The organism is Sphaerisporangium aureirubrum (assembly GCF_042658925.1).
In the GTDB taxonomy this organism is placed as follows: domain Bacteria; phylum Actinomycetota; class Actinomycetes; order Streptosporangiales; family Streptosporangiaceae; genus Sphaerisporangium; species Sphaerisporangium aureirubrum.
This window is the reverse complement of record NZ_JBHSRF010000008.1, coordinates 87,175-105,662: the sequence shown is the minus strand read 5'-3', so window position 1 is coordinate 105,662 and position 18,488 is coordinate 87,175. Positions and strand designations below refer to the sequence as shown.

14 protein-coding genes are annotated in these 18,488 nt (G+C 71.3%); 2 read left to right on the top strand and 12 right to left on the bottom strand.

Annotated features, from left to right (window positions below):
- Positions 1 to 6: 6 nt before the first annotated feature.
- The 4 genes from ACFP1K_RS08785 to ACFP1K_RS08770 all read right to left on the bottom strand — a co-directional run bounded on the left by ACFP1K_RS08785 (position 7) and on the right by ACFP1K_RS08770 (position 4,883).
- Positions 7 to 897 (bottom strand): ABC transporter permease, encoded by an 891-nt coding sequence (locus ACFP1K_RS08785; RefSeq protein ID WP_380748878.1) that lies wholly within the window; start codon positions 895 to 897, stop codon positions 7 to 9.
- Positions 894 to 1,844 carry an ABC transporter ATP-binding protein gene (locus tag ACFP1K_RS08780; protein ID WP_380748876.1) on the bottom strand — a complete coding sequence of 317 codons (951 nt, stop codon included), beginning with the start codon at positions 1,842 to 1,844 and terminating at the stop codon, positions 894 to 896. The genes ACFP1K_RS08785 and ACFP1K_RS08780 overlap by 4 nt, the downstream gene beginning before the upstream one ends.
- 153 nt (positions 1,845 to 1,997) lie before the next feature.
- A complete protein-coding gene (locus tag ACFP1K_RS08775) occupies positions 1,998 to 2,588 on the bottom strand; it encodes a lytic polysaccharide monooxygenase auxiliary activity family 9 protein (RefSeq protein WP_380748874.1) in 591 nt (196 codons plus the stop codon).
- Between the two features lie 438 nt (positions 2,589 to 3,026).
- Positions 3,027 to 4,883, bottom strand: coding sequence for an APC family permease (locus tag ACFP1K_RS08770; RefSeq protein ID WP_380748872.1), 1,857 nt, complete (start codon positions 4,881 to 4,883; stop codon positions 3,027 to 3,029).
- A 258-nt stretch (positions 4,884 to 5,141) separates the two neighbouring features.
- Between ACFP1K_RS08770 and ACFP1K_RS08765 the strand changes: the two genes are divergently transcribed.
- Together ACFP1K_RS08765 and lysA are read left to right on the top strand one after the other, a co-directional pair.
- Entirely contained in the window at positions 5,142 to 5,402 is a 261-nt protein-coding gene (locus tag ACFP1K_RS08765) for an SAV_915 family protein (RefSeq protein ID WP_380748870.1), read from the top strand.
- Positions 5,402 to 6,754, top strand: a complete 1,353-nt coding sequence (gene lysA / locus ACFP1K_RS08760) for a diaminopimelate decarboxylase (RefSeq protein WP_380749026.1) — start codon at positions 5,402 to 5,404, stop codon at positions 6,752 to 6,754. The genes ACFP1K_RS08765 and lysA overlap by 1 nt, the downstream gene beginning before the upstream one ends.
- Before the next feature lie 46 nt (positions 6,755 to 6,800).
- Here the strand turns inward: lysA and ACFP1K_RS08755 are convergent, their stop codons facing one another.
- From ACFP1K_RS08755 to ACFP1K_RS08720, 8 genes are all read right to left on the bottom strand, one after another.
- On the bottom strand, positions 6,801 to 7,469 hold the full coding sequence (locus tag ACFP1K_RS08755; protein ID WP_380748868.1) for a response regulator: 669 nt from the start codon (positions 7,467 to 7,469) through the stop codon (positions 6,801 to 6,803).
- Complete coding sequence (locus tag ACFP1K_RS08750) at positions 7,466 to 10,030, bottom strand: DUF4118 domain-containing protein (RefSeq protein WP_380748866.1); 2,565 nt, start codon at positions 10,028 to 10,030, stop codon at positions 7,466 to 7,468. Before ACFP1K_RS08750 ends, ACFP1K_RS08755 begins: the two co-directional genes overlap by 4 nt.
- Before the next feature lie 37 nt (positions 10,031 to 10,067).
- On the bottom strand, positions 10,068 to 10,943 hold the full coding sequence (locus ACFP1K_RS08745; RefSeq protein WP_380748864.1) for a potassium-transporting ATPase subunit C: 876 nt from the start codon (positions 10,941 to 10,943) through the stop codon (positions 10,068 to 10,070).
- A complete protein-coding gene (gene kdpB, locus ACFP1K_RS08740; RefSeq protein ID WP_380748862.1) occupies positions 10,943 to 13,090 on the bottom strand; it encodes a potassium-transporting ATPase subunit KdpB in 2,148 nt (715 codons plus the stop codon). Before kdpB ends, ACFP1K_RS08745 begins: the two co-directional genes overlap by 1 nt.
- Positions 13,090 to 14,751: a potassium-transporting ATPase subunit KdpA gene (gene kdpA / locus ACFP1K_RS08735; protein ID WP_380748860.1), complete on the bottom strand. Its 1,662-nt coding sequence runs from the start codon at positions 14,749 to 14,751 to the stop codon at positions 13,090 to 13,092. Before kdpA ends, kdpB begins: the two co-directional genes overlap by 1 nt.
- Positions 14,752 to 14,841, bottom strand: a complete 90-nt coding sequence (locus tag ACFP1K_RS08730) for a potassium-transporting ATPase subunit F (protein ID WP_380748858.1) — start codon at positions 14,839 to 14,841, stop codon at positions 14,752 to 14,754.
- Positions 14,842 to 15,110: 269 nt separating this feature from the next.
- Entirely contained in the window at positions 15,111 to 17,093 is a 1,983-nt protein-coding gene (locus ACFP1K_RS08725) for an amino acid transporter (RefSeq protein ID WP_380748856.1), read from the bottom strand.
- A gap of 95 nt (positions 17,094 to 17,188) precedes the next feature.
- Positions 17,189 to 18,463: a hypothetical protein gene (locus ACFP1K_RS08720; protein WP_380748854.1), complete on the bottom strand. Its 1,275-nt coding sequence runs from the start codon at positions 18,461 to 18,463 to the stop codon at positions 17,189 to 17,191.
- Between the last annotated feature and the right edge of the window lie 25 nt (positions 18,464 to 18,488).

Sequence of the window (18,488 nt, the reverse complement as noted above, 5' to 3'; positions counted from 1 at the left end):
GCCACGCTAGCCGCGCCGGGGATCCCAGCGGAACAGCCACCGGGCCGCGAACGCGGCGACCAGCAACCACGCGGCGAGGACGCCGAGGGACGGCAGCGCGGCGAGCCACTGCCCGGCGACGGTCAGCCGCTCCCCCGCGCCGCCGGCGAAGTCCGCGCCGAGCATCGCGGTGCGGCTGAGCTCCACGATCGGCGTGGCGGGGATGAACTCGGCGAGGATCCGCAGCTGCGAGGGCATCCCGGACAGCGGGGTGAACAGCGGCGCGCCGATCATCACGACGAGGAGCACGGGCAGCACGGTGATCTGCGCGAGTTCGGTGGTCCGGGTGAGCCCGGAGCACGCGGCGGCGAGCAGCGCGAAGACGGCCGCGCCGAGCACGGCGGTGACCAGCAGCAGCGGGACGTTGGCCGGCTCCGGGCCTTCCACGATCGTGAGCCAGACCACCACCAGCCCGAGCTGGATCAGCTGGACCACCAGGGCGCCGAGGGCCGCGCCGCCGAGGATGCCGACGGGCGAGGCCTGGCCGCCTCGCAGCCGCCTGAGCACCAGTTCCTCGCGGCGCGCGGTGAAGGTGTTGACCAGGTTGATGAAGACGGCGAACACCGGCAGCAGGCCGGGCAGCCCGGTCAGGACGAAGATCTCGGCGGGCAGCCCGGCGATCGTCGCGTCCCCGGCGACCGCGGTGAACATCCCGCCGAGCAGCAGCGGCAGGAGCAGCACGGTGAACAGGGCCGTCTGGTTGCGGCCGAGCACCGTGAGGTCGAGCCGCGCGAGGCGGACGGCGTGCAGCAGGTCGGTGCGGGCGGCGGCGATGCTCATCAGGTGTCCCCCGGATCGGCGCGGGTCGTGGTCGTCGGGCGTCCCGGACCGGCGGGACGCGGTCGTGGCGGTGCTCATCGGGCGTCTCCCACCACGCTCAGGAACACGTCCTCCAGCGTCCCCTTGCGCACTTCGAGGCGTTGCAGGGTGAGCTCGTGCTCGTCGGCCCAGCTCAGCAGGGACCGCAGGGCGGTGTGCGCACGGTCGGCGGGGGAGGCGCCGTCGATCGTGTACGTGACGGCGGCGCCGTCGCCGGCCCGGGTGACCTCGGGCGGGGTGTCCAGCAGGGACGGGACGCCGCCGCGCGGCAGGCGGGGCAGCCGGAAGACGATGCGGTCGCCTGCCTTCGCCACCACCTCCTCGACGGTGCCGTGTGCGTGCACGGTGCCCTCGTGCATGATCGCGAGATGGTCGGCGAGGCGCTCCGCCTCCTCCAGGTAGTGCGTGGTGAGCAGCACCGTGGTGCCCTGGGCGCGCAGGTTCCCGATGACGTCCCAGGTGTCGCGGCGCGCCTCGGGGTCCATGCCGGTGGTGGGTTCGTCGAGGAACAGCACCTCGGGGCCGGACAGCACGGCGAGCGCGAGGTCCAGGCGGCGCTTCTGGCCGCCCGACAGCTGCCGCACCCGGGTCCGCGCCTTGCGCTCCAGGCCGACCGTCTCCAGCACTGCCCCGGCGGGCGGCCGTCCCACGTCGGCGGACAGCCCGCCCCAGACCCGCACGGTCTCCGCAACCGTCAGGTCGCCGACGAACCCGCCCTCCTGCAGCATGATCCCGACGCTGGGCCGCAGGCGCCGCCGCTGCCGGTGCGGGTCGAGGCCGAGCACCCGGACGTGGCCGTGCCGGGCCGGGCGCATACCCTCCAGCACCTCCATCGTGGTGGTCTTGCCGGCCCCGTTCGTGCCGAGAAGGGCGAACAGCTCACCCCTGCGCACCGTGAACGAGATGCCGCGCACCGCCTCGAAGTCCCCGTACGACTGCCGCAGCGCGTCCACTTCGACGGCGGGCTGGTCATTTGGTGTTCGCATGCGACGATCGTCGCCGCGTGGGCCCCGCCGGGGGCAGTCGCGGTTATCACCGGCCCCATGTGGATGTCACGCCGCGACGGCATGACATCCGTCATACGAGGACAGGCCCCGCCGGGGTACGGGCGGGGCCTGTCGTGTCACCGTTCGACGGGATCAGACGAAGACCACATCGCTGCAGATGTAGTACGCCTGGTCCATGTGCGAGGCCTGCCAGATCGTGTAGACGACGGCGCGGCCGGTGCGGCTGCCGGCGTTGACGTTGATCGAGTAGTTCTGGCTCTGGCCGTAGCGGCCGGTGGTGGTCACGAGCTGCAGGTTGCTCCAGCTCAGCGCCGTGGTGACGGGGTTGAAGCCCGGACGGGTGATGTAGACGCGGAAGTAGTCCGCCCCGTGGCTGGCCTGGTCGTACAGCTGGATGGTGAAGTTGCTGCTGATGTTGGTGGTCTTCCAGTTGCCGACGGCGTCAAGGGCGTTGTAGCGCCCGCCCTCGGTGCGGCCACCGCTGCAGAGCTGGCCGTTGGGGATCGCACCCTGGTGGTTGCCGCCGACGCCGTTCCGGTAGAGCCCGTTCCAGTTCCACATGGCGTTGGCGTCGGCCCGCCACGCCTGCCAGCACATCGGGTCCTGCTGCTGCATCGCGGGGTTCAGGTGGTCGTTCCCCCAGCGCTGGTGGCAGCCGTAGTTGCGGGAGGCGGGGTTGATGACCGACCCGTGCGCGGAGGCGCTGTCCACCCACGGAACCATGAACAGCACCATTGTGGTCAGCAGAGCGAGGGCGCGAAACGCCCGGCGGGGGGAGTGCGCTTGGTCGCGACGATGCATTGTGCGGTCCTCGTCTTCCGTCGGGGGGTTTCGGAGCATGGGAGCGCTCCCATAGAAGTTAAGGCGATATTACCTGACGACAACTAGTTGCAGAATATGACTGAGAAAAGTTGAAACTTTCAGCAGCCCCGAAGCTGATCGCGAACGCCGTCCGCGAAGATCGTCAGGTGCGCGTTCCCCATGGTCATGACCATGGTCGGCGACGGGATCAGACGGCGCCCAGACCCCTCGCCACCAGCTCATACCAACGGGATTTACACATAACAATGACAGCCCTGACACCCGGCGGAATCCCACTTTGTAAACATGCGCTGACCGAAAATCGACCGGTTCACCGGAACCGCGCCGCCGTTGAATTTTTCATCGGCGGACCGGCGGGAGAGGCGCGGCCGTCGCGTGGGAGCCGACGCGGAAGCGCATGCGGCAGACGACGGCGTCGGTGCGGTGGCGCAGGGCGCGGGCGAGGACGACGCCGCGCTGGTTCTGCAGCAGGCGCTGCCAGGCGTGCTCGGGCTCGATCTCGGCGATGAGGACGAAGACGTGGGGCTCGGGGACGCTCCGGAGGTAGGTGACCAGGGGGGTGTCCAGGCGGCGGTGGGCGTCGAAGATCTGGACCAACTCCACGTCGGGCTGCCAGCGTTCCCAGTCCTCGACGAAGAGGCGGGCCGTCTTCTCGTCCTCGGGGTGGGTGATGTTGACGGCGACGACGCGGTCGCCGAGGGACAGGGCGGCGGACAGGGCGTCGCGGGTGAGGCGGTTGACGGCGTGGATCGGGACGACCACCAGGGAGCGGCGCGGGCGGGGCGGCGGCGGGGTGCGGCCGATCTCCAGGCGCTCGCCGATGCGGGCGTAGGAGCGGTTGACCCACAGCATGCCGACCACCAGCAGCGGCAGGGTGATCGCGATCAGCCAGCCGCCCTCGGTGAACTTCGAGACGGTGACCACGACGGCGGCCACGAAGGTCAGCAGCGCGCCGAAGCCGTTCAGCGCGGCCCGCCACCGCCACCCGGACGGCCGCTCGGTGAGCCAGTGCCGCACCATGCCCGCCTGCGACAGCGTGAAGCCGACGAACACGCCGATCGCGAACAGCGGCACCAGCAGGTTCATCTCGCCGCGCGCGGCGACCAGCAGGATGGCGCCGGTGACGGCGAGGAAGGCGATGCCGTAGCGGTGCACCTGCCGGTCGGCCCGCAGCGCGAACAGGTGCGGCAGGTTGTTGTCCCTGGCCAGCAGGTCGGCCAACACCGGCAGCCCGCCGAAGGAGGTGTTGGCGGCCAGGGCCAGCAGCACCACCGTGGAGAACTGCACCAGGTAGAACAGCGCGCCGTGCCCGAGCGAGGCCTGCGTGACCTGGGCGAGCACGGTCATGCCGCCGGACGGGGCGATGGAGAACTTCTCGATCAGCACGGCGATGCCGATCAGCATGACGGCGAGCAGCCCGCCGAGCGCGATCTCCGCGCGCTGCGCCCGCCGGACCCGCGGCCTGCGGAACGACGGGACGGCGTTGGCGATGGCCTCGACGCCGGTCAGCGAGGCGCAGCCGTTGGCGAACGCCTTGAGCAGGAGCAGGACGCCGACCGTCTGGAGGCTCTGCGCCTGCGCGTGCGGCGCGACGGCCACCGCGGGCGCGCCGCGCAGCAGACCGGCCACGACGACCAGCAGGATCGCCCCGACGTAGATCACGGTGGGGATCATGAAGGCCCTGGCGCCCGACGCGACGCCGCGCAGGTTGATCCCGGTGACCAGGGCCAGCACGGCGAGGCAGAGCCACACGGTGTACGGCAGCAGGCCGGGGAACGCGGAGGTGAGCGCCGCGACGCCCGCGGCCACCGAGACCGCGACGTTGAGCACGTAGTCGATGATGAGCGACGCGCCCGCGACCAGCCCGGCCCTGGGGCCGAGGTGGGTCCTCGCCACGCCGTACGCGCCGCCGCCCTGCGGGAAGGCCGCGATGACCTGCCGGTAGGAGAAGGTCAGCACGGCCAGCAGCCCGGCGATGGTCAGCGTGACCGGCAGGGTGAAGCCGAGGCCCGCGCCGCCGCCGGCCGCCAGGACCAGGACGATGGCCTCGGGCCCGTACGCCACGGACGCCATCGCGTCCAGGGACAGCGCGGCGAGGCCGCCGGGCACGGTCAGCCGGTGCCGGTCACCGGCGGGCAGGGTGTCCCTGAGTGGTTCGGGCCGGTCGGCCCGGGCGGGAGCGAGAGTCGCGGACATGATGTCCTCCCATAGACGGACAGCGTGTCCATCGTCGCCGCGAAACGGCCCGCGACCGCGTTTCCCTACGCGCTCTTGACGCCCAGACCTCACATAACTACGCGTACCGTACGGCGGGCCCCGGACCCGTCCCGGAGGAGGCCGTCAACGTCGCGTCATCATTGACGGACCGGGCGTCGGAATGGCGTAGCGATCCGGCATATGGCCCTCCACCTGGCCTAGCGTGTCGAACGTACGACTTCTCCAAGGAGGAGAAAGATGTCGAGCGTTCCCCTATTCGTCCCGGTCCGTGGGACGGGATGCAGCGATACCTTGTGCCTGTTCCGCACCGCCGCAGGCAAGCGGACGGCGGTGGCGTTCTCCTCGCCGATCCGGCTCGCCAAGGTGCTCGGCCCGGACCAGCGCTGGATCCGGCTCAGCGAACCCGCCGTCCGGCGCATGATCGCCGGACTCGACGTGATCGGCATCGTCATCGACCCCGCGGGGACGATGCGACGGCCGGCGGGAAAGGCCGCGTGATGCGCCTCATCGGGCGGGAGTCCGCCACACCCACCGAGCAGGACCAGCCGGGATGGCTCAGCCCGGGACCGTGGACGTCCACCTTCCGGCGCACCGCCGAGGGCGACGCCACCGTCGGCGGCGTGTCGCTGCGCAACATCGCCGGGCGGTTCGGCACGCCCTCCTACGTCGTGGACGAGACCGACGTCCGGCGGCGGTGCCGCGCGTACCGGGCGGCCCTGCCGGACGCGACCGTCGCCTACGCCGCCAAGGCGTTCCTGTGCCGCGCGATGGCCGACTGGGTCCGCACCGAGGGCCTCAGCCTGGACGTGTGCTCCGGCGGCGAGCTGGCGCTGGCCCGCTCGGTCGGGTTCCCCGCCGAGCGGATCATCTTCCACGGCAACGCCAAGACTCCGCACGAACTGCACGACGCGGTGGACTACGGCGTCGGGCGCATCGTGCTGGACAACGTCACCGAGATCGCCCGGCTCGCCGTCCTGGTCCCGCTCGGCCGCAGGCAGAAGGTGCTGCTGCGCATCACCCCCGACGTCGAGGCGGGCGCGCACGCCGCGATCCGCACGGGCGGCGAGGGGCAGAAGTTCGGGTTGTCGCTGGTCACCGGGGACGCCGCCATGGCGGTGAACCAGGTGCTCGGCCAGCCCGGTCTGGAGCTGGCGGGGCTGCACTGCCACATCGGCTCGCAGATCGCCACGGTGGAGCCGTTCCAGGAGGCGGCCCGGGTCATGGTGCGGCAGATGGCCCGCATCAGGGACACCTACGGCCTGGTGCTGCCCGAGCTGGACCTCGGCGGCGGCCACGGCATCGCGTACCTGCCCGGCGAGCGCGGGCTCGACCCGCGCCACTTCGCCGCCGCCGTCACCGCCGCCGTGCGGGAACGCTGCGCCGGTCTCGGCCTGCCCGTGCCGCGCCTGACCGTCGAGCCGGGCCGGGCCGTCAGCGGCCCCGCCGGCATCACCCTCTACCGGGTGATCGTGGTCAAGCGCCAGGGCTCCACCACGTTCGTCGCCGTGGACGGCGGCATGAGCGACAACCCCCGCCCCTCCCTCTACGGCGCCCAGTACACGATGGCCTTGATCGGCCGCCGTTCCGCCGCCGTCAACCGCCGCGTCACCGTGGTCGGCCACCACTGCGAGTCGGGCGACGTGATCGCCGAGGACGTCTCGATGCCCGCCGACGTGCACCCCGGCGACCTGATCGCCGTGGCCGCCACCGGCGCCTACAACCACTCGATGGCCTCCACCTACAACCTCACCGCACGGCCCCCGGTCGTCGCCGTCTCCGAGGGCACGGCCCGCCTGGTGGTCCGCCGCGAGGAGCCCGCGGACCTGCTGGTCCGCGACGTGGGACTGTGACGGCCGTCCGCGCCCGCCGTGTGATCCGGCGGGCGCGGCGGCGTTTCTACGGAGTGAAGCGGTACCCCATGCCCGGCTCGGTGATCAGGTGTTCCGGGCGGGCGGGGTCGCGTTCCAGTTTGCGGCGCAGCTGGGCCATGTACTGGCGCAGGTAGTGGGTCTCCTTGACGTACTGCGCGCCCCACACCTCGGTCAGCAGCAGCCGCTGGGTGATGAGCTTGCCGGGGTCGCGCAGGAGGATCCGGAGGATGTGCCACTCGGTGGGCGTCAGGCGCAGATCCCCGGAGACCGTCTGAGCCGCCAGGTCCACCTCGTGGTCGCCGATGCGGACGCGGGCGTGCTCCGGCTCGTGCGGCCCGGAACGGCGGGTGACGGCCCGGACCCGGGCGAGCAGCTCCTCGATGTCGAACGGCTTGGTGACGTAATCGTCGGCGCCCGCGTCCAGCGCCTCCACCTTGTCGTCGTTGCCGGCCCGGCCGGACAGCACGAGGATCGGCACCGTGGTCCAGCCGCGCAGCCCGTGGATCACGTCCACGCCGTCGATGTCGGGCAGGCCGAGGTCCAGCAGGACCAGGTCGGGACGGAACTCGGCGGCCTCCCGGAGCGCCGAGCCGCCGTCCGGCGCCACCGCGACCTCGTAATGGCGGGCCACCAGGTTGATGCGCAGCGCCCGCAGGATCTGCGGTTCGTCGTCGACGACCAGGACGCGGGTCATGCCGGTTCCTCGACGGGCACGGCGCCGGCGCGCGAGGAGATGGGCATGGTGAGGATCATCGTGAGGCCTCCCCCTGGGGTCTCGTCCGGGAGGAGCGTGCCTCCCATGGCGTCGGCGAGGCCACGCGAGAGGGCGAGGCCGAGACCGACGCCGGTCTCGTTGTCACGGTCGCCGAGCCGCTGGAACGGCAGGAAGACGCGTTCGTAGGCGTCCGGCGGGATGCCGGGACCGCGGTCGACGATCCGGATCTCGATGTGGTCGGCCAGGCGGCTGGCGGTGACCAGCACCCGCTGGCCCGGCGGGCTGTACCGGACGGCGTTGGACATCAGGTTGACCAGGATGCGTTCCAGCAGCGCGGGGTCGGCCACGATCTCGGGCAGCTCGGGAGAGATGTCCCCCTCGATCATGCCGCTGAGCGGCCCGAGGTCGTCGATGGACCGCGGCACGACCTCCTCCAGCGGCACCGGCCGCAGCGTGAGGCCGAGCACGCCCGCCTGGAGGCGGCTCATGTCCAGCAGGTTCTCCACCAGGCGGATCAGCTTGACCAGGGACTCGTCGGCGGTGGCGAGCAGCTCGCGGCGGTCGGTGTCGCTCCACTCGACGTCGGTGGCGCGCAGGCTGTCCACGGCGGCCTTCGCGGACGCCAGCGGGGTGCGCAGGTCGTGGCTGACCGCGGCGAGCAGGGCGGTGCGCATGCGGTCGGCCTCGGCGAGCGGCTTGGCCTGCTCGGCCTGCTCGCTCAGCCGTTCCTGGCGCAGCGCGACGGCAGCCTCGGCGGCGAACGCCTCCAGCACCCGCCGGTCGGAGGCGTCGAGCAGCCGACCGCACACGGCCAGCATCAGTTCCTCGTCGATGACCACATCGGTGTCGGCGGACGACGGGCTGGTGCAGGGCACGCCCCCGGCGCTGGCCACGATGCGCCACGCCGCGGAATCGACCCGGTCGTCCGGGCTGGGCTTGTTCGTGCGTTCCAGCAGGGTGACCGAGGTCAGGCCGTAGATCTCGCGCAGCCGGGCCAGCAGGGACGGCAGCGCCGCGTCGCCGCGCAGCACGTGCCCGGCCAGGGTGGACAGCACCTCGGCGTCGGCGCCGGCCCGCGCCGCCTCCCGGGTGCGGCGGGCCGCGAGGTCCACGACGGCGGCCACCGCGGCGGCGACCACGACGAACACGGCGAGCGCCAGCAGGTTCTCCGGCTGGGAGATGGTGAAGTTCCCGATGGGCGGCGTGAAGAAGTAGTTGAGCAGCAGGGATCCGCCGACCGCCGCCGTGATCGCCGGCCACATGCCGCCGACCAGTGCCACACCCACCACCATGCTGAGGAACAGCAGGATCTCGCTCGGCAGGGACACGAGGTCGCGGAACGGGACCAGCACGGCGGCCAGCACGGGCATGCCGAGCAGCGCCATCCCCCACCCGGTCAGCCGCCTCTTGCGGGTCAGCGCGGCGCGCGACCACGCCGTGCGGCGGCGCCCGCGCGCGGCCTCCGCGTGCGTGATCATGTGGACGTCGATGCTGCCGGACTGCGCGGTGGCCTCCGTCCCGACGCCGCGGGTGAAGATCTGCGCCAGCCGTCCCCGGCGGGACGCGCCGAGCACGAGCTGGGTGGCGTTGACGCCGCGGGCGAACTCCAGCAGCGCGCGGGGCACGTCGTCGCCGACCACCTGGTGGTAGCTGCCGCCCATGCTCTCCACCAGCGCCCGCTGGCGGGACAGGTCGGCCGGGTCGGTGCCGGTGAGGCCGTCGGCCCTGGTCACGTGCACGGCCAGCAGGTCGGCGCCCTTGCTGCGGTCGGCGATGCGGGCGGCCCGCCGGACCAGGGTGTCGCCCTCGGGGCCGCCGGTCAGGGCCACCACGACCCGCTCACGCGTCTCCCAGGTCCCGGCGATGCCGTGCGCGGCGCGGTAGCGGTCCAGCTGGTCGTCGACCTTCCCGGCGACCCACAGCAGCGCCAGCTCCCGCAGCGCGGTGAGGTTGCCGACCCGGAAGTAGTTGGACAGCGCCGCGTCGATCTTCTCCGGCGGGTAGACGTTCCCGTGCGCCATCCGGCGGCGCAGCGCGTCGGGGGACATGTCGACCAGCTCGACCTGGTCGGCGCGGCGCACCACCTCGTCGGGGACGGTCTCGCGCTGCGGCACGCCGGTGATCTCGCGCACGACGTCGTTGACGGACTCCAGGTGCTGGATGTTGACGGTCGAGATGACGTCGATGCCGGCGTCGAGGATGTCCTCGATGTCCTCCCAGCGCTTGACGTTCGCCGAGCCCGGCACGTTGGTGTGAGCCAGCTCGTCGATGAGGACGGCCCGCGGGCGGCGGGCCAGGACCGCCTCGACGTCCAGCTCGGTGAAGCTCGTGCCCCGGTAGAGCACGGTCTTGCGGGGGACGACCTCCATGTCCGCCAGCAGGGCGGCGGTGCGGGCGCGGCCGTGGGTCTCGATGAGGCCCACCACCACGTCCCGGCCGCGTTCCCGCGCGCGGCGGCCCTCGCAGAGCATGGCGTAGGTCTTGCCGACGCCGGGGGCGGCGCCGAGGTACACCCGGAGCCGCCCGCGCGCTGTGCTCATCCGCTTCCCGCCCCCATCGCCTGTATCGGCTGTCCGTCTATCCCTGGTCGAGGGCCAGGTTGAGTTCCAGGACGTCGACCGCCGGCTCGCCCATGAAGCCGAGGCCGCGCCCGTCGGTGTGCTCGGCGATCAGGGTGCGCACCCTGTCCTCGCCGATGCCCCGCGCCTTGGCCACCCGGGGCGCCTGCAGCTCGGCGTAGGCCACCGAGATGTGCGGGTCGAGGCCGGAGCCGCTGGCGGTGACCGCGTCGGCGGGCACCCTGATGTGGGTGACGCCGCCGCGCACCGGGACGGTGCGGCCCGCGGAGTAGTCCTCGCCGGGCTTGCCGCACTCCACTTTAATCCCCTGGTATTCGGTGACGAACGGCGTGGCGGGGCAGGCCTCGTTGACGCTGACCGCGCGGGCGGGCAGGCCGACGGCCGGGAAGACCTTCAGCACCGCGCCCACGCCGCCCGGCGTGCAGAACGGCCGGGCGCCGGACACGCCCTCACGCTCGCCGATCTCCTTGGAGCGGGCGCAGACCTGGGTCAGGAGGCTCTGCCTCCCCTCGTCGGGGTTGCCCTCGTCGTCCTTGGCCCCGGGGACCGGCAGGACGTCCAGGACGTCCTCCGGGCCGAGGTTGCTCGCCGCGGTGGAGAGCATGTCGTAACCGTCGCCGGCGGCCGACGGGCGGCTCTGGAAGTACTTGCCGACCGCGTTGCCGTCGGCGTCGGTGAAGTTCTGGCCGATGATCGCGCTGCCGACGGGCTTGCCGCCGCGCTCGATCATCGAGCCGTTGGCCTGGCCGTTGAACAGGGCCTGGGCGATCCCGGTCACCGCCAGCGGGTAGACCGCGCCGAGGATCAGGGTCAGGACGACCACCGCGCGGACCGCGGCGAGGTGCTGGCGGAGCCAGCCAGGTAGACGTTCCATTACGACATCCCCGGGAGGAACTGGATGAGCAGATCGATGAGTTTGATGCCGACGAAGGGGGTGACGACGCCGCCGAGGCCGTAGATGTAGAGGTTGCGCGACAGCAGCTTGGACGCCGCCGACGGGCGGTAGCGGACGCCGCGCAGGGCCAGGGGGATCAGCGCGACGATGACGATCGCGTTGAAGATCACCGCCGACAGGATCGCCGACTGCGGGCTGGACAGGCGCATGACGTTCAGCGCGTCGAGCCCCGGGTACACCGCGGCGAACATCGCGGGAATGATCGCGAAGTACTTGGCGATGTCGTTGGCGATGGAGAACGTGGTCAGCGCGCCCCGGGTGATGAGGAGCTGCTTGCCGATCTCCACGATCTCGATGAGCTTGGTGGGGTTGGAGTCGAGGTCGACCATGTTGCCGGCCTCCTTGGCGGCCGACGTGCCGGTGTTCATCGCCACGCCGACGTCCGCCTGGGCGAGCGCGGGCGCGTCGTTGGTGCCGTCACCGGTCATGGCGACCAGGCGGCCGCCCTCCTGCTCCTTCCTGATCAGCGCGAGCTTGTCCTCGGGGGTGGCCTCGGCCAGGAAGTCGTCCACGCCGGCCTCGTCCGCGATGGCCTTGGCGGTCAGCGGGTTGTCACCGGTGATCATGACGGTCCTGATGCCCATGCGGCGCATCTCGTCGAACCGCTCGCGCATGCCCTGCTTGACGACGTCCTTGAGGTGGATGACGCCGAGCACGCGGGCCCGCCCGCCTGCGTTCTCCCCCACCACCAGGGGCGTGCCGCCGCTTGAGGAGATGCCGTCCACCAGGTGGCCGACGTCGTCGGTGGGGTGCCCGCCGTTGTCGCGCACCCACTTCATGACAGCGGTCGCCGCGCCCTTGCGGACCTGGCGGCCGTCGAGGTCGACGCCGCTCATCCGGGTCTGCGCGGTGAACGCCACCCAGTGGGCGTGCGCCAGCTCGCCGGGGCCGCGCTCGCGCAGGCCGTACGCCTGCTTGGCGTACACCACGACCGACCGGCCCTCGGGGGTCTCGTCGGCGAGGCTGGACAGCTGGGCCGCCGCGGCGAGGTCCGCGGGGGACACGCCCGCGACCGGCAGGAACTCCGACGCCTGCCGGTTGCCGAGGGTGATGGTGCCGGTCTTGTCCAGCAGCAGGGTGCCGACGTCGCCCGCCGCCTCGACGGCGCGGCCGGACATGGCGAGCACGTTGCGCTGGACCAGGCGGTCCATGCCGGCGATGCCGATGGCCGACAGCAGGGCGCCGATGGTGGTCGGGATGAGGCAGACCAGCAGCGAGATCAGCACGACGCCGCTCACGCCGTCGGCGTTCAGCGCGAGCGAGTCCGGCACGCCGGGGTTGACGTTCTTGGCGTATATGGCCATCGGCTGCATGGTCACGGTGGCGACCAGGAAGATGATCGTCAGCGCGGCGAGCAGGATGTTCAGCGCGATCTCGTTCGGCGTCTTCTGCCGGTCGGCACCCTCGACCAGGGCGATCATGCGGTCGATGAAGCTCTCGCCGGGCTTCTGGGTGATCTGGACGACGATGCGGTCCGAGAGCACCTTCGTGCCGCCGGTCACCGCGGACCGGTCGCCGCCGGACTCGCGGATCACCGGGGCCGACTCGCCGGTGATGGCCGACTCGTCGACGCTGGCGATGCCCTCCACGACGTCGCCGTCACCGGGGATGATCTCCCCGGCCTCCACGACGACGAAGTCGCCCTGCCGCAGCTCGGGCGCGCCGACGGTGTCCCAGCCGGACACCTGCGCGCCCGGCCGCCAGCCGGTCAGCCGGCGGGCGCTGGTGTCGCGCTTGGCGGCGCGCAGCGTGGCGGCCTGGGCCTTGCCGCGGCCCTCGGCCACCGCCTCGGCGAGGTTGGCGAAGAGCACGGTGAGCCACAGCCACAGGGCGATGGCCCAGGCGAAGAACGAGGCCTCGCCGGTGGCCGCGAGGACGGTGGTGGCGAGCGCGCCGGCCTCGACGATCAGCATGACGGGGTTGCGCCACAGCGTGAAGGGGTTCAGCTTGCGGAACGCGTCCGGCAGCGACGTGACCAACTGCCTGGGATCGAGCAGGCCGCCGCCGACCCTGCCGTTCTTGGGCGCCTCGGGGGTACGGTCCGGCGCGAGGACTGGGGTGGACATCAGTGGATTCCTTCTGCGAGCGGTCCGAGCGCCAGGGCGGGGAGGAAGGTGAGGGCGACCAGCACGATCGTCACGCCGACGACCAGGCCGACGAACTGCGGCCGGTGGGTCGGCAGCGTGCCCGCCGACTCCGGCACGGGGGACTGCTTGGCCAGCGAGCCCGCCAGCGCGAGCACGAAGATGATCGGCAGGAACCGGCCGAGCACCATGCACAGGCCGAGCGCCACGTCGTAGAACGGCGTGTTGACCGTCACGCCGCCGAACGCCGAGCCGTTGTTGTTGGAGGCGCTGGTGAAGGCGTAGAGGATCTCGGAGAAGCCGTGCGGCCCGCCGTTCAGCATGGCCGCCAGCCCCGCCTGGTTGGCCATCGCGACCGCGGTGCCGGTCAGCACCAGGACCGGGGTGACCAGGAAGTACATCGAGGCCAGCTTGATCTCCCGCGCGCCGATCCTCTTGCCGAGGTACTCGGGCGTGCGGCCGACCATCAGGCCCGCCACGAAGACCGTGATCACGGCGAGCACCAGCATGCCGTACAGGCCGGCGCCGACACCGCCGGGCGCGACCTCGCCGAGCATCATGTTGAACAGCGTCATCATGCCGCCGAGCGGGGTGAACGAGTCGTGGAACGAGTTGACGGCCCCGGTGGAGGTCAGCGTGGTGGCCGCGGCGAACGTCGCGGAGTTGGAGACGCCGAACCTGACGTCCTTGCCCTCCATCGCCGCGCCGATCGCCTGGGGGACGGTGGCGTCGCCACTCAGCTCGAAGACGTTGGTCAGCACGACGCCGGCCAGCGCGATGATCCCCATCACGGCGAGGATGGCGTAGCCCTGGCGGACCTGGCCGACCATCTTGCCGAACGTGCGGGGCAGGCTGAACGGGATGACCAGGATCAGGAAGATCTCGAACCAGTCGGTCCAGCTTGTCGCGTTCTCGAACGGGTGGGCGGAGTTGGTGTTGTAGAAGCCGCCGCCGTTGGTGCCGAGCTCCTTGATGACCTCCTGGCTCGCCACCGGGCCGCCGGTCATGTGCTGCACGCCGCCGGTGAGGGTGGTCACGTCGTGCGGGCCGGTGAAGTTCTGCACCAGGCCGCCGGCGACCAGGATCAGCGCGCCGACGAAGGCCATGGGCAGCAGGATGCGGATGGTGCCGCGCACCAGGTCCACCCAGAAGTTGCCGATGGTGTCGCTGCGCCTGCGGGCGAAGCCGCGGACCAGGGCGATCGCGACGGCCATGCCGACCGCCGCGGACACGAAGTTCTGCACGGCGAGCGCGGCCATCTGCGTCAGGTGGCCCATGGTGCTCTCGCCGGAGTACGCCTGCCAGTTCGTGTTGGTCACGAAGCTGATCGCCGTGTTCCACGCGATGTGGTCGGGCACGGCGGGGAATCCAAGGCTGAGGAACAGCTTGTCCTGCACGCGCTGCATCAGGTAGACGAACCCGATGGAGACGATGGAGAAGGCGAGCAGGCTGCGGGCGTAGACGCCCCACCGCTGCTCGGCCTCGGGGTGCACGCCGAGCAGGCGGTAGATCACGCGCTCCACGGCGAGGTGCCGCACGCCGGTGTACACCCGGTACATGTAGTCGCCGAGCGGCTTGTGCAGCAGCGCCAGCACCACGACGAGGGACGCGACGAAGATGATCCCGGCGGTGGTCGTACTCATCTAGAAACGCTCCGGGAACAGCAGGGCCGCGACCATGAAGATCACGAGCAGGACGGCACCGGCCAGGCCGATGGCGTTGACGGCGCTCACAGCCGCTCCACCGCCTTGACGACATACCCGAAGATCACGAATATCGCGATCGTCAGGACAACGAAGATGACGTCGGCCATCCCCACTCCTCAGATTCCGGACAACATGCCTCAGGCCGCCCAGCGGGGCGGCCCAAGTCCAGGAAATCGCGGTATTTGGGGGTTTTGACGGGCCTTGACGGCTTCCATACGCCCGTCAGCCGTTTATTGACGACTTACCGACGGAGTCCCCTCGTACAGTGAGGAACACGCCGGTGGCGGGGAGAACCGTCAGCCGCCCACATGGATGCCCGGGCGGCGGGACGGGTCGGGCTCGCTCTGCCGGATGATCTCGCGGACGACCGGAGGAGTGTCGCCGCGGCCGAGGATGAGGTAGCGGAACAGATGGGTGAGCGGATCGCCTTCCGACCACTCGAAGTAGCAGTGCGGCCGGACACCCGTCGCGTCGCGCAGCGCCAGCAGGATCGCCGCGAGGGCGTTGGGGGCGGCGGGGCTCTGCGCGCGCAGCACGCGGTAGCCGCCGATCTCGACGCCGCGCACGCGCAGCACGTCGCTGAACTCCGAGGGGTCAACCACGTCGATCTCAAGGAACAGCACGTCGGCCGGGTGGGGCACCGGGTTCATGCTGCGCTGCTCGGTCTCCTTGGCGGCGTACTCGGCCACGTCACCGGCCTGCCGGCGGTTGGCGATGATGTTCAGCGCGCCGTCGTGGGCCAGGGAGTCGGTGACGAACCGGCGGGCCGCGTCGTCGAACTCGATGCGGTCGGCGCGCAGCTCGGTGGTGCGCGACACCCGGGAGATCAGGGAGACCACCACGATGCCGAGGATGAACATCGCGGAGATCGCGATGCCGTCCGGCTTCTCCCGGATGTTCTCCACCAGCGCGTACACCAGGACCAGGGTGAGGACGCCGAAGCCCACGGTGGCGGCGCGCCGTCCGCGGCGCAGGGCGGAGATGGTCACCGCGACCGCGCCGGACACCATCATCGCGAGGATGCCGGTGGCGTACGCGCCGGCCTGAGCGTTGACGTCGGCGCCGAAGGTAATCGTGATGACGACGCAGATGAGCGTGTAGACCAGCACCACCGGCCGCACGGCGCGGCCCCACTCGGGCGCCATGCCGTACGAGGGCAGGTACCGCGGCACGATGTTGATCAGGCCCGCCATCGCCGAGGCGCCCGCGAACCACAGGATGAGGATGGTGCTGACGTCGTACGCGGTGCCGAACACCTCGCCGAGGCGCTCGTGCGCCAGGTACGCCAGCGCGCGGCCGTTGGCCTCGCCGCCGGGCTGGAACTGCTCGGCGGGGATCAGCAGGGTGGTGACGAAGCTGGTCGCGATCAGATAAACGCTCATGACGAGCGCGGCGACGGTCAGCAGCTTGCGGGTGTTGCGGATCCGCGAGGCCTTGCGCTCCTCGGCGTCCTTGCCTTCGGCCGCGACCAGCGGCATCATGCTGACGCCGGTCTCGAAGCCGGACAGGCCGAGCACCAGCAGCGGGAACGCCAGCACCGCGGGCCCGAGCACGCCGCCGAGGCCGCCCCCGCTGTGGGTGAGCGCGTCGGTCCAGCCTGACAGGACGTCCGGGTTGGTCAGCACGTCGCCGAGGCCCACCACGACGACCACGGCGTTCAGCACGAGGAACAGGCCCACCAGCGGGATCGCGACGCCGACCGCCTCGCTGAAGCCGAGCAGGAACACCCCGCCGAGGATCAGCAGCAGCACGATCGTCAGCACGACCGCGTGGCCCTCCAAGAAGCCTGGGACGTAGGGGTTCTCCAGGACGTGCACCGAGGCGTCCGCGGCGGACAGCGTGATCGTGATGATCCACGAGGTGACGACGAAGCCCAGCAGGACCAGGACGAACAGCTTGCCCCACCAGAACGGCAGCAGGTCCTCCAGCATCGCCACCGAGCCCTGCCCGTGCGGGCTCTCCTTGGCCACCCGCCGGTACATCGGCAGCATGCCGAGCAGGGTGAGCGCCACGATGAGCAGCGTGGCCAGCGGCGACAGCGCCCCCGCGGCGAGCGCCGCGATGGCGGGGAGGTAGGCCAGCGTGGAGAAGTAGTCCACCCCGGTCAGGCACATGATCTTCCACCAGGCCTGCGGCTTGGCGTGACTCTCGTCCGCCTCCGGCCCCACCGGCTGCACCCGGTGCTCCAGCAGCCACCGCCCGAGCCGGCTGCCCGGCGGCACCTGCCCCGCCGGACTGTCGACCACCTCGGGAATCGCCAGCTCACCCGTGCCGCTCATCCGCCACTCCTCGTCCCCGTTCGTACCATCCGCGCACACCGAGCACACGAATGATGGCGTCACCCTACGGCAGCCGACAATGCCCCGTGCGCCGGTCACCACCCGGCGTCGACCGGTAACCACCCCGGCAGCGGCAACAGGCCGATGAGCGGCGGCAGCACCTCGGTGAGCACGATCTTGGCGGGCCACACCAGCACCGCCGCCGCCACGCTCACCGCCAGGCAGATCCCCCAGCGCGGCGTCCCCGCCCGCTGCTCCCGCAGGTGGATGCCGAGGATCAGCGCGGCCACCACCAGCGACGGCCCCATCGCGACCACCCACGGCGGCACCGGACCGAGCGTCACCGCCGAGTCCGGCAGCCCCGCCACCGCCACGGCGCAGGCGGACAACGCGAGGCTCAGGTCCACGAAGTGGAACAGGGCGGGCGGCGGGTCCAGCTCCATGAGTGTGACGGTGCGGAAGTAGAAGCACGACAGCAGGAAGAGCAACGACGTCACGACCAGCTCGGCGTGCACGACCTCCGCGACCGTCGGCGGACGTGGCTCGCCGAACGCCTTGAGCGCGTAGATCACCCCCGTCAGGAGCGCGAACATCACGAACACGGCGAGCACCCCGCCCAGCATCGGCCCCGGCGGCGGCAGCCAGCGCGACCCCGGCCTGTCGGCGCTCCCCCATATCAGCCGGTGCGCCGCCCCCCGCCGCACCTCGGGGAGCCCCGCCTCCGCACGCATCTCCTCGCGCATCCGGGCGTGCCTCGCCCGTCGTTCCGGTCCGTCCAGGACGTTGCCGAGGTACATCAACGGCACGGCCAGCGCGAACACACCCGCCTCGGCCACCTGGACGCCGTCCGCGAACACGCCCATCAGCGCCGTGGTGAACAGGATCATGTATCCCGTCAGCACCGCCAGGAAGAGCATCGACGACAGCGGGTACATCAGCCGCTCACGAGTCACGCCGAGGAGCAGCCCGAACACCAGCCAGAACGCGCACAGCAGCACCCACTGCGTCACGATCGCCAGCGGCAGCACCGACGCCAGCTGCTCCTTCCCGAGGTCGAGGAGGGCCTCCGGGAGCGTGCGCGTCTGTTCCCGGCCGTAGAAGGCGTAGGCGATCACCAGGAGCAGGAGGCTGATGAGCGGCGCCATCTTGTCGGTCTCGCGCCAGAATCTCTCCTGGACGCGCCGCCTGGCGAAACCGAAGACGCTTCCGGCGGCCGACAGGAACGAATGGATCAGTTTGGCGGCCCCGTACAGCAGCAGGACGCCGGCGAGGATCCAGAAGATCCTTCGCAGCACGACCAGGCTGACGTCGAGCCCGAAGCTCCCGAGCAGGTCCTGGATTGCGCCCAGGAAATCGTCGGCGTACCGCACGCTGGGCAGCATATTCCGGATCTAT